The organism is Wenzhouxiangella sp. XN79A (assembly GCF_012272825.1).
Classification (GTDB): Bacteria; Pseudomonadota; Gammaproteobacteria; order Xanthomonadales; family Wenzhouxiangellaceae.
This window is the reverse complement of the sequence record NZ_JAAWWS010000140.1, coordinates 39,422-53,816: the sequence shown is the minus strand read 5'-3', so window position 1 is coordinate 53,816 and position 14,395 is coordinate 39,422. Positions and strand designations below refer to the sequence as shown.

The 14,395-nt window shown below is 69.4% G+C and carries 15 protein-coding genes; 8 read left to right on the top strand and 7 right to left on the bottom strand.

All coding sequences use genetic code 11. The annotated features are described in order from the left end of the window. Nucleotides 1-41: 41 nt before the first annotated feature. The 4 genes from rpmA to HFP89_RS05795 all read right to left on the bottom strand — a co-directional run bounded on the left by rpmA (nucleotide 42) and on the right by HFP89_RS05795 (nucleotide 2,299). Nucleotides 42-314, bottom strand: coding sequence for a 50S ribosomal protein L27 (rpmA, locus tag HFP89_RS05810; protein ID WP_168716702.1), 273 nt, complete (start codon nucleotides 312-314; stop codon nucleotides 42-44). Between the two features lie 4 nt (nucleotides 315-318). After that, nucleotides 319-630, bottom strand: coding sequence for a 50S ribosomal protein L21 (gene rplU / locus HFP89_RS05805; protein ID WP_168716701.1), 312 nt, complete (start codon nucleotides 628-630; stop codon nucleotides 319-321). A 98-nt stretch (nucleotides 631-728) separates the two neighbouring features. Further along, nucleotides 729-1,622, bottom strand: a complete 894-nt coding sequence (locus HFP89_RS05800; RefSeq protein WP_168716700.1) for an endonuclease/exonuclease/phosphatase family protein — start codon at nucleotides 1,620-1,622, stop codon at nucleotides 729-731. After that, nucleotides 1,619-2,299 carry a hypothetical protein gene (locus HFP89_RS05795; protein ID WP_168716699.1) on the bottom strand — a complete coding sequence of 227 codons (681 nt, stop codon included), beginning with the start codon at nucleotides 2,297-2,299 and terminating at the stop codon, nucleotides 1,619-1,621. Before HFP89_RS05795 ends, HFP89_RS05800 begins: the two co-directional genes overlap by 4 nt. 155 nt (nucleotides 2,300-2,454) lie before the next feature. Between HFP89_RS05795 and uvrA the strand changes: the two genes are divergently transcribed. From uvrA to HFP89_RS05780, 3 genes are all read left to right on the top strand, one after another. Next, nucleotides 2,455-5,304 (top strand): excinuclease ABC subunit UvrA, encoded by a 2,850-nt coding sequence (gene uvrA / locus HFP89_RS05790; RefSeq protein ID WP_168716698.1) that lies wholly within the window; start codon nucleotides 2,455-2,457, stop codon nucleotides 5,302-5,304. 88 nt (nucleotides 5,305-5,392) lie between these two features. After that, nucleotides 5,393-5,794 carry a thioesterase family protein gene (locus HFP89_RS05785; protein ID WP_168716697.1) on the top strand — a complete coding sequence of 134 codons (402 nt, stop codon included), beginning with the start codon at nucleotides 5,393-5,395 and terminating at the stop codon, nucleotides 5,792-5,794. A 17-nt stretch (nucleotides 5,795-5,811) separates the two neighbouring features. Then, a complete protein-coding gene (locus tag HFP89_RS05780; protein ID WP_168716696.1) occupies nucleotides 5,812-6,948 on the top strand; it encodes a GGDEF domain-containing protein in 1,137 nt (378 codons plus the stop codon). On the opposite strand, the gene HFP89_RS05775 is transcribed toward HFP89_RS05780, so the two are convergent. Further along, nucleotides 6,949-9,054: a TonB-dependent receptor gene (locus tag HFP89_RS05775; RefSeq protein WP_168716695.1), complete on the bottom strand. Its 2,106-nt coding sequence runs from the start codon at nucleotides 9,052-9,054 to the stop codon at nucleotides 6,949-6,951. It abuts the gene before it with no gap. Between the two features lie 200 nt (nucleotides 9,055-9,254). Here HFP89_RS05775 and HFP89_RS05770 point away from each other — a divergent pair, with 200 nt between their 5' ends. Beyond that, on the top strand, nucleotides 9,255-9,689 hold the full coding sequence (locus HFP89_RS05770; protein WP_168716694.1) for a hypothetical protein: 435 nt from the start codon (nucleotides 9,255-9,257) through the stop codon (nucleotides 9,687-9,689). A 23-nt stretch (nucleotides 9,690-9,712) separates the two neighbouring features. Next, a complete protein-coding gene (locus HFP89_RS05765) occupies nucleotides 9,713-10,087 on the top strand; it encodes an RNA-binding S4 domain-containing protein (protein ID WP_168716693.1) in 375 nt (124 codons plus the stop codon). A gap of 114 nt (nucleotides 10,088-10,201) precedes the next feature. Here HFP89_RS05765 and HFP89_RS05760 read toward each other — a convergent pair whose 3' ends face one another. Beyond that, complete coding sequence (locus HFP89_RS05760; RefSeq protein ID WP_168716692.1) at nucleotides 10,202-10,666, bottom strand: peptidylprolyl isomerase; 465 nt, start codon at nucleotides 10,664-10,666, stop codon at nucleotides 10,202-10,204. 125 nt (nucleotides 10,667-10,791) lie between these two features. Here HFP89_RS05760 and HFP89_RS05755 point away from each other — a divergent pair, with 125 nt between their 5' ends. Continuing rightward, nucleotides 10,792-11,289: a Slp family lipoprotein gene (locus HFP89_RS05755; protein ID WP_168716691.1), complete on the top strand. Its 498-nt coding sequence runs from the start codon at nucleotides 10,792-10,794 to the stop codon at nucleotides 11,287-11,289. Nucleotides 11,290-11,390: 101 nt separating this feature from the next. Here the strand turns inward: HFP89_RS05755 and queG are convergent, their stop codons facing one another. After that, a complete protein-coding gene (queG, locus tag HFP89_RS05750) occupies nucleotides 11,391-12,494 on the bottom strand; it encodes a tRNA epoxyqueuosine(34) reductase QueG (RefSeq protein WP_168716690.1) in 1,104 nt (367 codons plus the stop codon). Here queG and HFP89_RS05745 point away from each other — a divergent pair. Continuing rightward, nucleotides 12,486-13,964: an NAD(P)H-hydrate dehydratase gene (locus tag HFP89_RS05745; protein WP_168716689.1), complete on the top strand. Its 1,479-nt coding sequence runs from the start codon at nucleotides 12,486-12,488 to the stop codon at nucleotides 13,962-13,964. The genes queG and HFP89_RS05745 overlap by 9 nt on opposite strands. Next, on the top strand, nucleotides 13,961-14,392 hold the full coding sequence (gene tsaE / locus HFP89_RS05740) for a tRNA (adenosine(37)-N6)-threonylcarbamoyltransferase complex ATPase subunit type 1 TsaE (RefSeq protein ID WP_346775197.1): 432 nt from the start codon (nucleotides 13,961-13,963) through the stop codon (nucleotides 14,390-14,392). The genes HFP89_RS05745 and tsaE overlap by 4 nt, the downstream gene beginning before the upstream one ends. The last annotated feature ends 3 nt before the right edge of the window (nucleotides 14,393-14,395 follow it).

Genomic DNA, 14,395 nt, shown 5'->3' with positions numbered 1-14,395 from the left:
GGCTCCTTCGGGCTCGATGATCGGACGGGAATCCCGTCAGATCACTCGGCCGCCTCGCTGGCCGCGACCACCGAGACGAACTTGCGCGCCGGCTTGCCGCGCTCGCGGAACACGACCTTGCCGTCGACCAGCGCGAACAGCGTGTGGTCGCGTCCGACGCCGACGCCGTCGCCGGCATGGAAGCGCGTGCCGCGCTGTCGAACCAGGATGTTGCCTGCGTCCACGCGTTCGCCGCCGTAGCGCTTCACGCCGAGGTACTTCGGATTCGAGTCGCGGCCGTTGCGTGTCGAGCCGCCTGCCTTTTTATGTGCCATGGGTTCAGCCCTCGATGCCGGTGATCTTGAGTTCGGTGTAGTACTGGCGGTGGCCCATCTGCTTCATGTGGTGCTTGCGGCGGCGGAACTTGATGATCCGCACCTTGTCGCCGCGACCGTGCGCGACCACTTCGGCCTTGACCTTGCCACCTTCCAGGGTCGGAGCGCCGACGCGGATGTCGTCGCCGTCGGCGACCATCAGGACTTCATCGATCTCGATCGAGGCCCCCTTGTCGGCCGGCAGTTTCTCGACCCGGACGATGTCGCCGGCCGATGCCTTGTACTGTTTGCCACCGGTCTTGAATACCGCGTACATGGTGTTCGCTCCAGAAAATGCATGACTAAAGAGCGGGAATGTTAGCGGAAAGCGGGGCGCGGGTCAATACAGACCGCCGGTTCTCGCGCGGCCCGGGATCACCCGGCGGGAGCGCCTTCGGTCGATCCATCCCGGTCGCCGGTCAGCCGGAATTCGGCCAGCACCAGGCGATGATCGGACAGCGGTGCGCCGGCCGGGTCGACGGCCTCGGTGATGGTGACGCGGGAAACGGCGGGCGCGGCTGTGGCGTGCACGAAGACATGATCGATCCGCTGCGGCGGCGAACTGGAGTGCGGGCCGGACTGCGTGAGGCTGTTTTCCGGCGTCCAGGTCGTGCGCAGCGGGCTGCCGTGATGCTCGGCCCGATCGAAGGCGTCGACGAAGCCGGCGGCGGCGAAGCGGCGGTAGTTGTCGATCGATGCCTCGGGGCCGGCGTTGAAGTCCCCGGTCAGCACCACCCGGGGGGCACGCGGGCCGGCCGCCTCCAGCAGTTGCCGGATCTGGCGATCGCGCATCCGCTCGACGCGCGCGCGCTCCGGGTCGCCGAACGGGCCGGCGGTCAGGTGCGTGTTGAACAGCTCCAGCGGCCGATCGCCCGGCAGCCGGATTCGGGTTCGAAGCAGGCCGAAGGTGGCGAACGGGCGGACCAGCAGGAAGTCGTGGTCGAAGCGTTGGAAGGCCGAGTCCTCGATCGGATGGCGCGACAGCGTCAGCAGGCCGTTGCCGACCCAGCTGGGCGAGTCGGCGAAGGCCGCGTGCGGGAAGGCCGCGCACAGCTCCTCGACCAGCCGGCGCCGAGCGCCGCGGACGAACACTTCCTGCATCGCGAGCACGTCGGCGTCCAGCGCGCCGAGGAACCGCGCGAATCCGGCGATGCGCTCGCTGACCTGCGGGACCGGTTCGAACAGCGTCCAGCGGCCCAGCTGCAGCCGCAGCAGGCCGGTGTTCAAGGTGGCGATCCGGACCGGGCGGCTTCCTTCGGGTCCGCTCACAACAGCTCGGCCAGGATGTCCCAGGCGGCGAGCACGTAGAACACGATGCCGATGAACAGGCTGGCCCCTGCGATGCCGCCCATCACGTAGCTCATCGTGCCCCAGAGCTTCAGGTGCAGCTTGCCGCCGTAGCGCACGAATTCGCTTGCCATGGTGCCGTCCATGTACGGGTCGTCGTCGTGGACGTGCCCTTCCTGCAGCGACTCCGGCAGGTCGCGGGGCAGCGCGCCGCCGTTGTCGATGACGGCCTGCAGCCGCCGCACCGACGGGTGGGCCACCCACGCGGCATGCCGGATCGACATGACCAGCCAGTTGTAGGTGATCACCAGGGTCAGCAGCACCGAGATCATGCTCAGGCCGAGAAAACCGAACGACCAGGTGAAGCGGCCCAGGTTGTGCTCGACGGCCTCGAACCGGATGTTTCCGGCCAGCGCGTCGCCCATCAGGATCGAAACGGTGAAGGTGAGCATCCCGGCGGCGATCGTGCCGATCCAGCGCATCACGTTCTGGAACGACTGGTACCAGAGGTGGATCTGGGCGATCGGGTACTTCAGGTCGAACGAGGTGCCGTGCGCTTCTTCCAGCGCCTCGCGCAGCTCGAGCGCCCTGCGGCGTCGCTCGTCGCAGCGCTTCTGCACTTCGTCCGGCGTGATGTCGCCGTCTTCCTCGATCTGCATGCCGATGCTCCTGGATCGTGGGGTCGATGACCTCGGACCCGAGGCCGGGTCCGGGGGGCTGAATCCGGCGCCGGCGACCGCGAAACGGAATCGTCCTTGCCCGGGTTTCACCGCAAACCTTATACTATCCGGTTCGCTCCAATGCTGGATTCGTCTTGGACAAGATCACCCTTCGCGGCGCACGCACCCACAATCTCGCCAACGTCGACCTGGAGCTTCCTCGCGACCGGCTGATCGTGTTCACCGGCCTGTCGGGTTCCGGCAAGTCGTCGCTTGCGTTCGACACGATCTATGCCGAGGGCCAGCGGCGATACGTCGAGTCGCTGTCGGCCTACGCCCGCCAGTTCCTGTCGATGATGCAGAAGCCGGACCTCGACCACATCGAGGGCCTGAGTCCGGCGATCTCGATCGAGCAGAAAGCGGCCAGCCACAACCCGCGTTCGACCGTGGGCACGGTCACCGAGATCCACGACTACCTGCGCCTGATGTTCGCTCGGGTCGGCACGCCGCGCTGTCCGGAGCACGGTGAGACGCTGGACGCGCAGACCGTCAGCCAGATGGTCGACACGGTGCTGAACCTGCCGGAAGGCACGAAGATGATGCTGCTGGCCCCGGTGGTCCGCAACCGCAAGGGCGAGCACGCCAACCTGCTGCATGAACTGCGCGCGCAGGGCTTCATCCGCGCGCGGGTCGACGGCCGGGTGGTGGATCTCGACGACGGTGTGCCCGCGCTGGAGTTGCGCAAGAAGCACACCATCGAAGCCGTGGTCGACCGGTTCAAGGTGCGGGACGACCTGGCCCAGCGGCTGGCCGAGAGCATGGAAACCGCGCTGGCGCTGGCCGACGGCATTGCCGTGGCCGCGCCGATGGACGCCGACAGCGAGCTCGGCGAGCTGCTGTTCTCGGCCCGCTTCGCCTGCCCGGTCTGCGACTACAGCCTGCCGGAGCTGGAGCCGCGGATGTTCTCGTTCAACAATCCCAACGGCGCCTGTCCGGCCTGCGACGGACTCGGCCACCGCCAGTTCTTCGACCCCGGGCGCGTGGTCGGCAACCCGGAGCTGAGCCTGGCCGGCGGTGCGGTGCGCGGCTGGGACCGGCGCAACGCGTATTACTTCCAGATGATCCAGTCGCTGGGCCGGCACTACGACTTCGACCCCGAGACCCCGTTCGGTGAGCTTCCGGCCGCCGTTCAGGACGTGATCCTGCACGGCAGCGGCGAGGACAGGATCAGTTTCCGCTATTTCGCCGACGGCGGCAGCCAGACCCGCAAGCACCCGTTCGTCGGCATCATCCCGAACCTCGAGCGGCGGTACCGCGAGACCGACTCGCGCGTCGTCCGTGAAGAGCTGTCGCGCTACATCTCCGAGCAGCCGTGTCCGGAATGCGGTGGCCAGCGCCTGAACGCCGCGGCGCGCAACGTGTTCATCGCCGATCGTTCGCTGCCCGACGTGGCTGCCTGGTCGATCGAGCAGTGCCTGGCGTTCTTCGATCAACTGAAGCTGGACGGCTGGCGCGGCGAGATCGCCGGGCGGATCCTGAAGGAAGTGCGCGAGCGCCTGCTGTTCCTGGTCAACGTCGGGCTGGACTACCTGACCCTGGATCGCCAGGCCGACACGCTGTCCGGTGGCGAAGCCCAGCGGATCCGGCTGGCCAGCCAGATCGGCGCCGGCCTGGTCGGCGTGATGTACGTCCTCGACGAGCCCTCGATCGGCCTCCACCAGCGCGACAACACGCGCCTGCTCGAGACGCTGACCCGGCTGCGCGACCTCGGCAACACCGTGATCGTCGTCGAGCACGACGAGGACGCGATCCGCTCGGCCGACCACATCGTCGACATCGGTCCCGGACCGGGCGTGCACGGCGGTCGGATCGTCTATTCCGGCCCGCCGGACGGGATCGAGGCCTGCGAGGCGTCGCTGACCGGCGACTACCTGAGCGGCCGCAAGCGTATCGAGGTGCCGAACAAGCGCAGCAAGCCGAACCGCAAGCGCATGTTCCGGCTCGAAGGCGCGACCGGCAACAACCTCAAGGGCGTCGACCTCGAACTGCCGGCCGGGCTGCTGGTCTGCGTCACCGGGGTGTCCGGCTCGGGCAAGTCCACCTTGATCAACGACACGCTGTACAAGCTGATGGCCCGCGAACTCAACGGTGCCTCGGAAAACCCGGCGCCGTTCGAACGATTCTCCGGACTCGACCTGTTCGACAAGGTCGTCGACATCGACCAGAGCCCGATCGGCCGCACGCCGCGCTCGAATCCGGCCACCTACACCGGCCTGTTCACGCCGATCCGCGAGCTGTTCGCCGGCACCTCCGAGGCGCGCTCGCGCGGCTACAAGCCCGGGCGCTTCTCGTTCAACGTCAAGGGCGGTCGCTGCGAGGCCTGCCAGGGCGACGGTGTGGTCCGCGTCGAGATGCACTTCCTGCCCGACATCTTCGTGCCCTGCGACGTCTGTCACGGCAAGCGCTACAACCGCGAGACGCTGACGGTCACCTACAAGGGCAGGAACATCCACGAGGTGCTGGAGATGACGGTCGAGGACGCGCTGCCGTTCTTCGAGCCGGTGCCGGCCGTGGCGCGCAAGCTGCAGACGCTGATGGACGTCGGCCTGTCCTACATCACGCTGGGCCAGTCGGCGGTCACGCTGTCCGGCGGCGAGGCCCAGCGGATCAAGCTGGCGCGCGAGCTGTCCAAGCGCGATACGGGCAATACCCTCTACATCCTCGACGAGCCGACCACCGGGCTGCATTTCCACGACATCCAGCAGTTGCTGAACGTGCTGCATCGGCTGCGCGACGAAGGCAACACCGTGGTCGTCATCGAGCACAACCTCGACGTGGTCAAGACCGCCGACTGGATCATCGACCTCGGCCCGGAGGGCGGGGTGCGCGGCGGGCAGATCATCGCCAACGGCACGCCGGAACAGATCGCCGCCGACGAGGATTCCTGGACCGGCCGCTACCTGGCCGAGATGCCGGGCATCAAGCGACGACGGAAGTCGGCCTGACGAACAACAGGCCGGAGTACACTGGTCAGGCCGTGAGGGGCACGGGGCCGCGGCACGGCAAGCGATGCAGCGAGGGGAACACCACAGGATGGCGGAATTCAGCATCGAACTCGACGTGCGCTGGGGCGACCTCGACGGCTTCGGCCACGTCAACAACGCGGTCTACCTGGCTTACCTCGAGCAGTGTCGCTCGGCCTGGATGAGTTCGGTGCCGAGCCACTGGCAGGACGGCGAGGCCGGTCCGGTCGTGGCCAACATCAACATCAACTACCGTCGTCCGGCCCACTGGCCCGCGCGCTTGGTCGTGACCCTGAAGCCGGAGTCCCCGGGGCGGTCCAGCATCAAGCTGCACTCCGAAATCCGCTCGAAGACCGACGACAAGGACGTGCAGCCGGTTCGCTATGCCGACGCGACGGTCACGCTGGTCTGGATCGACAGGAAATCCGGCGAATCGGTCCCGTTGCCGGCCGCCATCCGCGAACTGGCCTGAGTCGCGGGGCCTCGAACGTGCCCGGACGGCTCCGTGGCCTGCTGCAGGCGCCCGACGACCTGATGCTCGAAGCCGGCGCGGTCGGCGAGGTGCTGGTTGCCCGGATCCGCCTGGTTGCCGTGCTGCTGATCGTGCCGATGCCGCTGATCGCGCGGGTCACCGGCGCCCCGGACGAAGAGGTGCGCACCGGCGCGCTGGTTGCACTGATCGCGCTGGTGTTCAGCATCGCCCTGTTGCGCCGGGTCCGTCGTCGCGGCGCAGACGTGCGCTGGCGTTTCGTGTCCGCCGCGTTCGACATCACCGCCATTTCGGTGGTGCTGGGCCTGTTCCTGCTTCAGCAGCTGCCGCACATCGCGATCAACAGCCGGGTGGTCTGGGAGCTGTACCTGATCTCGATCGCCGCCACTGCACTGCGCGGCGATGCGCGGGTGTGCCTGTTCGCCGGCCTGCTGGCGCTGCTCCAGTACGCCGCGATCCTGGCCGCGGCGACCACCCTGTTCGGCGATCTGTCGGATCCGAAATGGGCGCCGTTCCTCTACGGCCACCTGAGCTGGGGCGATCAGATTTCCCGTCTGATCCTGATCGTGGTGGCCACCCTGCTGGCGCTGGCCGCGGTCTACCAGACCCGCAAGCTGCTGGTCCTGTCCAGTCAGGACAAGCTGACCGGCATCCGCAATCGAGCCTGGCTCGACAGCCGCCTGGAGCGCGAGTTGACCGAGGCCCGGCTGCGCCGCCGGCCGCTGTGCCTGGCGATGGTCGACGTCGACGGCTTCAAGCCCTTCAACGATCGGTACGGCCACCTGTGCGGCGATGCTGCGCTGCGCGCGATCGGCCAGCGGCTGGCCGCCCGGGTCGGCGAGGGCGGCTTTGTCGCGCGCTACGGCGGCGAGGAGTTCACGGTGGTGCTGCCGGGCGTCGTGCTCGACGACGCGCATGCCCACTGCGATCGGATCCGGGCGCAGTTCGGGGCCGATCTCATCGAGCGACCGGGCAACGCCGGCACGGTGGCCTCGCCGACCCTGAGTTTCGGCCTGGCGCAGTGGCAGGCCGGTGAATCGGACGAAGCCTTGATCGACCGCGCCGATCGGGCCCTGATCCGGGCCAAGCAGGCCGGCCGCGACCGGGTGGTGCGCGCCGAACCGGCGGTGCTGTGATCAGAAGGTGCCGCTGACCGAAAGCAGGATCGAACGGTCGCGGCGCAGCTCGCGCTGTTCGCGCACCGTCGGCGACGCACCGGGCGCGCGGTTGCCGTCGAACAGCAGTCGTTCGCGTTCGAACGGACGGTCGATCAGGTTCTGGGCCATCAGCCGGACCTTGACCCCGGCAAAGCGGGTGGTTTCGATGAAGGCCTCGACGTCGAGGCCGTCCTGGTGGCGGTTGATTTCGTCGGCACCGAAGCTGCGGGCCTGGTCGGCATAGTCGGTTTCGATGCCCCAGGCCCAGCCGTCCTCGACCAGGTCCTGGCGCAGTTCGGTCCGGACCGCGTAGCGGCGCTGCCACGAGAACGGCCGGTCGATTCCGGTGACCGGATCGGTGATCGAGGAGTCTTCCCAGCGCGCCGTCATGTCGACCCGCCCGGCCTGCAGCCCGACGCGGTCCAGCGGCAGCGTGGTCTGCAGCCGCAGTCCCCAGCGCTGGCCGTCGCCGATGTTGCCCGCCACGTCCAGCCCGCCACCGATCGGCAGCCGGTCCTGGAGGTCCTCGACCCAGTGGTGATAGGCGGTCAGCGTGGCCACGGCAATCTCGCCGAAGCGGCGTTCGTGCTCCAGTTCGGCGATCCAGGTCTGCTGCGGGCCGAGGCTCGGGTTGCCGAAGTCGACCTCGTCGTCATCGAAGTCGGCGGCGCTGACGAAGTCGCCGAAGTCCAGCTGGGCCACGCTGCGTTCGAGCCGCAGCCGGCTGCGAGCGGTCGCCGACGGCGCGTGGATCAGCGACAGCGCCGGCTTCAGGAAGGTGAACGTCTGGTCGCGCCCGGTCTCGCCGGACTGGCGGATCCGGGAGAATTCCGCGCCCAGCGCCGGCTCGACGATCAGTCCGGCCAGGTCGAAGCGATCGCTGAGCCGGCCGTCCAGCCGCCACTCCTCGACCCGGGTGTCGCTGCCCGGCAGCGGCACGGCAACCAGCTGCCCGGACTCGGGATCGGCGGCCTGCAGCACCAGCTCGCTGTCCAGCGCGTTCCAGGCGCTTTCCAGGTCGAACTGCATCCGGTGACCGGCCCAGCCGGTCCAGACCCACTCGCTGCGCAGGATCGATTCGGTGGCCACCGCGTCGGTGTCGGAACGCCGGACCGGCGCGAGCGTGTCGTCGTCGGCTGTCTCCAGCGGGCCGAGGTCCAGGCCGTCGAAATCCAGCGTCTCGTTGCGGCGGGTCAGGCCGATCAGGCGGGCCTGCCAGTGCTCGCCGAGCGCCCGTCCGAAGGTCGCGCTCAGCTCGTGGCGGGTCCGCCGGGTGTCGCCGGCCAGCACGCGCAGGAGCGCGTCCTCGGCGTTCGGTCCGGCCGGTCGGCGGCGCGAGCGCAGCCGATCGTCGGCGTCCGAACGCTGGAATTCGGCGCTGGTGCGCAGCGTGGCGCCGTTGTCGAGCGAGGTCACGGTATTGAGGTTGATCCGGGCCCAGCGGTTGTCGAAGCGTTCGGACTCCAGGCGATCCTCGAGCGGCCCGTCGACGCCGACGATGCGCTCTCCGGCCCGGTTGCCGACATGGGAGGTGCCAGCGGTGATCCCGGCGCGCAGCTCGGTTGCGCCGAAGCGATCGATCATCGACAGCCGCGCCGACGGCGTCGGGCCGCCGCTGTCGGTGTCCTGTTCGATCGTCGCCGACCAGGTCCAGGCGCGGGCGCTGCCGGGTTTCAGCCGGACGTCCAGCAGCGTGCGTCGGCCGTCGACTTCGGTGCCGGCGGCGGTCGTGCCGGGCTGCAGCAGCACCAGCCGCTCGACCCGGCTGGCCGGGATGCGCTGCAGCTGGGCCGACACGCTGTCCTGTTTCGCGCCCGGTCGACGGCCGTCGATCAGCACGTTGCCCTGGGCGCCGCCCAGGCCGCGACCGCCGCCGCCGTTGTCGATCCGGAAGCCCGGCACCAGCCGGACCATGTCCAGCGCGGTCTGCGGTCGATACTCGTCGAAGAACCCGGCCGCATAGACCGTGGCCGGCCCGTCGACCGCCGGCCGCGCATCGACCGTGGCCAAGGCCGGGGCAACGGCAAGCACGAACAGCAGCGTCAGCAGGGCCGGGCCGACGCGGGGACAGACGGGAGAGGTCAACGGTGGCATCGATCGGGTCGGGCGCAGGAGACAGCCGAACACACTAGCGGGCTCGCGGCGGGAGCGCACGGGTCGATGGTCATGGGCGCGTCATCGGTCGTGCCGATCGCATCGCCGGACGGGTCGAAGAATGCGCGCTGTGTCACGCTTGCCGAATCAGGGGAGAATGACACCGGCAAATCACACCGGGAGGATCTTCAATGAGCCGATCCATTGCGCGTGCGCCGACCCACCTCCGGGCGGTCGGCAGCGTCTCGCTGCTGTGGAATGCGGTGGGTGCGTTCGGCTACCTGGCCACCCGGCTGGGTCTAGAGTCCTGGATGGACAAGTACAGCGACGCGCAGCAGGCCTTCTTCGATGGCTATCCGGCCTGGGCGGTCTCGTGCTGGGCGCTGGGCGTCTGGGGTGCGGCGTTCGGCTCGATCGCGCTGCTGCTGCGCAGCCGCCTGGCGGTGGTGCTGTTCGCGGTTTCGCTGATCGGGCTGATCGGCAGCAGCGTCCATTCGTTCCTGCTCAGCGACGGTGTGGCGCTGATGGGGTCGAGTGGCGCGGTGTTCTCGGCGGTGATCGTCATCGTCGCCGTGGGGCTGCTGGTCTACGCGCGCCGGATGAGCGCCGCGGGCGTGTTGCGCTGAGCGCGCGGCGCTACCCTTCGATCATGGATTCGGTTCGGATCGACAAGTGGCTGTGGGCCGCACGCTTCTTCAAGACCCGCTCGCTGGCCCAGGCCGCGCTGCGCGGCGGCCACGTGTCGATCAACGGCCAGGGCTGCAAGCCGGCCCGCAGCGTCGCGGTCGGCGACCGGCTCAGGATCACCCGCGGCGAGGTCCAGTTCGAGGTCGTGGTCGACGGCCTGAGCGATCGCCGCGGTCCGGCGCCGGCGGCGCAGGCGCTGTACACCGAGACCGAAAACAGTCGCGAACAGCGCGAACAGCGCGCCGAACTGCGCCGCATGGGCGCGCAGGTCGGGCCGGGTCGGCGTCCCGACAAGCGCAACCGCCGGCGTATCCGGCGCTTCAGCGGCAAGGACTGACGCCCGGAGCCGAACGCCCGGATGCGAAAACGCCGGGCGGGGCCCGGCGTGGTGGATTCCTGCGAGGTCGAACGAGCCCGGCGTCGCGCCGGGATCGACCGGCGCGACCGATCGTCAGTCGGCGACCTGGCCGGATTCCTTCTCCGCGTCGCTGGCTTCGCGAATATCGCGAATCGTGACGTCGAAGTTCAGTTCCTTGCCGGCCAGATCGTGGTTGGCGTCGATCGTGACCTGCTCGCCTTCGATCCTGGTGACCGTCACCACCAGCGGACCCTGCGCCGACTCGGCGTTGAACTTCATGCCCGGCTCGACCTTGTCCATGCCCGCGAAGGCTTCCATCGAAACCTGCTGGACCAACTCCTGGCGATGCGGACCATACCCTTCCTCGGGCTGGACCTTGACCTGCAGCTCGTCGCCTTCGGCCTTGCCCTCGAGGGCTTTCTCGAGCCCGGGAATGATGTTGCCATGGCCGTGCAGGTAGGCCAGCGGTTCGCGTCCTTCCGATGTGTCGATGACCTGACCGTCGTTGTCGGTCAGGGTGTAGTCGATCGAAACCACGGTATCGGCGGTTGCTTGCATGAAAAAACCTGTCTGTTGAGAATGACCGTACAGGATAACACCCCTCGCTCGAACGGCTTTTCCACCCGGCACCGCTGATCTGGCACGATGGGCGTTCCAGTCTTCTTTCCGACCCGGACGGCCGCATGACGATGTCGATTTCCATCAGAAGTCTCCGCGCCGCCATGCTGCTTGCGGCATGGCTCCTGGCCGGCTGTGCCAGCAGCCCGTTTTCCGACGCCGGTTACGTGCCTGCGCTCGGCCCGGCCGATGCCCTGCGCGGCGACGTCGCGCTGGGTCAACGCATGCTGTGGGGCGGCCGGATCGTCGGCATCGCCAACAGCGCCGAGGCCACCGAGATCGAGGTCCTGGCGCTGCCGCTGGATCGGTCCGACCGGCCGCGGGCCTCGGCCGAAGGCGGGGTCCGCTTCGTGGTCCGCCGGGCCGGTTTCCTCGAGCCGGTCAATTACGCACCGGGTCGCCTGGTGACGGTGCTGGGCCGCTTCGACGGCATCGTCGAGCGACCGGTCGGTGAGTTCCTGATCGACCAGCCGGTGCTCGACGCCCGCCGGATCGAGCTGTGGCCGGTCAACGACAACCGCCCGCGCACATCGGTCGGCATCGGGATCGGGGTCAGGCTCTGAAAAGCAGGGACCAGGGGAGAGGGGAACGGGGCGAGTCCATTCGGACCCGGGCGCATCGACCTGTCCACTAGCCCGCGTTATCCATGAATGAATAATGCCGGCTAGTCCCTGGCCGGGCCCCGGGTCCCGTGCCGGGCCAGCGCCCAGGCCACGTGCTCGCGGACCAGCGCCGACGGGTGATCGGCCCGGGCCTGCAGCGCGCCGATGACGTCATCGGAGGTCGGCGCGTTGCCGAGCCCGACGGCCAGGTTGCGCAGCCAGCGTTCGTGGCCGATGCGCCGGATCGCGCTGCCGGCGGTGCGCTCGAGGAAGGTCGCCTCGTCCCAGCCGAACAACTCGACCAGGCTCGGTGCGTCCAGTCCGTTGCGCGGGCGGAAGTCGTCCTCGGCCGAGAACTGCGCGTAGCGGTTCCACGGGCACACGGCCTGGCAGTCGTCGCAGCCGTAGACGCGGTTGCCCAGGGCCTCGCGGAACTCCACCGGGATGGCGCCTTTCAGTTCGATCGTCAGGTAGGAAATGCAGCGTCGCGCGTCGAGCTGGTAGGGCGCGGTGATCGCCCGGGTCGGGCAGACATCGATGCAGCGCGTGCAGGACCCGCAGTGATCGGTCACCGGCGCGTCCGGCGGCAGCGCGAGGTCGACGTAGATCTCGCCGAGAAAGAACCAGCTGCCGGCGTGCCGGTTCAACAGGTTGGTGTGCTTGCCGATCCAGCCCAGGCCGGATCTGGCCGCCAGCGGTTTTTCCAGCACCGGCGCCGAATCGGTGAACACCCGGTAGCCGAACGGCCCGATCTCGTCCTCGATGCGCCGGGCCAGCCGCTTCAGTCGCGACCGCAGCACCTTGTGGTAGTCGCGGCCCAGCGCGTAGCGCGAGATGCAGGCCCGGTCGCGGCGCCGGGCAAGTTCGAGCGGATCGGTCGCCGACGCCGGCAGATAGTCCATCCGCACGGTGATCACCGTGCGCGTGCCGGGCACCAGTTCGGCCGGTCGGCTGCGCTTGCGGCCATGGCGGGCCATCCATTCCATTTCGCCGTGGCGGCCTTCGTCCAGCCACCGATCGAGGTCGGCTTCGGCCGCGTCGAGACGGGTGTCGGCCACGCCGACCTGCTGGAAGCCCAGCTCGGCGCCCCAGGTGCGGATCTTCGCCTTCAGCGCGTGGCCGTCGAGCGGGGTGTCCGCGTTGGTATGATCCGCCTCATGCGACATGCACACGGAGTATATCGGGCCGAGCAGAGCCGGGCGATCGACGCTCGCGCCATCGACGATCTCGGCATTCCCGGCATCGAGCTGATGCGGCGGGCCGGACGGGCGGCCTTCGCGGTGCTTCGCGAACGCTTTCCGGAGGCCCGGCGGCTGCTCGTGGTCTGCGGCGGCGGCAACAACGGCGGCGACGGCTATGTGGTTGCCTGGGAAGCGCGCGCCGCCGGCCTGGCGGTCGAACTGGTCGCGCTGTCCGACCCCGACGGCCTGAGCGGCGAGGCGGCCGAGGCCTGTGCGGCCTGGGTCCGATCCGGCGCTGCGATCCACGACGATGAAGGCTTCGAGGCGCGTCTTGCCGAGGCCGACCTGGTCGTCGATGCAGTCCTCGGCACCGGCCTGGACCAGGACGTTCGCGAGGACATCGCGCAGCGGCTCGATGCGATCAACGCCGGCCCGGCCCCGGTGCTGGCGCTGGACGTGCCGTCGGGCCTGAATGCCGACACCGGCCAGCCGATGGGCTGCGCGGTTCGGGCCGACGCCACCGTCACCTTCATCGTGATGAAGCGCGGCTTGCTGACCGGAACGGCCGGCGACTGGACCGGCCCGGTCGTGCTGGCCGATCTCGACCTGCCCGACGCGGCCTTCGACGATGTCGAGGCGGATGCCGAGCAGCTGTCGTCCGACTGCGTATCGCGGTGGTTGCCGACCCGCCGCCCGAGCACTCACAAGGGCGATCTGGGGCATCTGCTGGTCGTCGGCGGCGATCACGGCATGCCGGGCGCGCCGCTGCTGGCCGCGCGGGCCGCGCTGGAGACCGGCAGCGGGCTGGTCTCGGTGGCCACGCGCCGCGAGCACGCCCGATCGATGGCCGTCGGGCTGCCCGAAGTGATGTGGCAGGACGGCGAGGACGGCGAGCGACTGGCGGCGCTGGAGGGCCGGGCCGACGTGGTGGCGCTCGGGCCGGGCCTCGGCCGCTCGGACTGGTCCAACGCGGTCTGGGACCGGCTGATTCGCGGCGAGCGGCCGCTGGTGCTCGACGCCGACGGCCTGAACCGGCTCGCCGACGCCCGGCTGGAACGGGACGACTGGATCCTGACGCCGCATCCGGGCGAAGCGGCGCGCCTGCTCGGCGTATCCCCGGCGGAAATCCAGCGCGATCGCTTCGCCGCCGTGCGCGAGCTGGCCGGACGCTATCGGGCGGTGGTCGTGCTGAAGGGATTCGGCACGCTGGTCGGTGCGCCCGACGGCCGGATCGCGGTCTGTCCGTTCGGCACCCCGGCGATGGCCACGGCCGGCATGGGCGATGCGCTGACCGGCATCGTCGCCAGCCTGCGCGGCCAGGGCCTTGCGCCGTTCGATGCCGCGCGCGCCGCGGTCGTGCTGCACGCGCGGGCCGCCGAAGCCGCCGCCGAGGGTCGCCGCCAGGTGCTGGCCGGTCGCGTGATCGACCACCTGCACGTCGTCCTGCCGCAGTGAACGACCGGGTCGAGGTCCATCGGCCGGTCGGCGAGCCGGCCATGCTGGCGCTGGGTGCGGACCTGGCGCGCGATCTGCGCGGCGGTCAGCTGGTCGCACTGTCGGGCGACCTCGGCGCCGGCAAGACCACGCTGGTTCGCGGCATGCTGCGCGGGCTCGGGTTCGAGGGACGCGTCAAGAGCCCGAGCTACGGCCTGGTCGAAAGCTACGAACTGGCCGATCTGACCGTTCATCACCTCGATCTCTACCGGCTCGGTGATCCGGGCGAACTGGACTTTCTCGGCCTCGGCGACCTGCTGGCCGACGACAGCGTGGTGCTGGTGGAGTGGCCGGAGCGCGCCGGCGGACGGCTGCCGGCGGTCAGCCGCCGCATCGAGATCGAACACGCCGACGAGGCGCGGACGCTCCGCGTGGTCGACCTCGGCTGATGT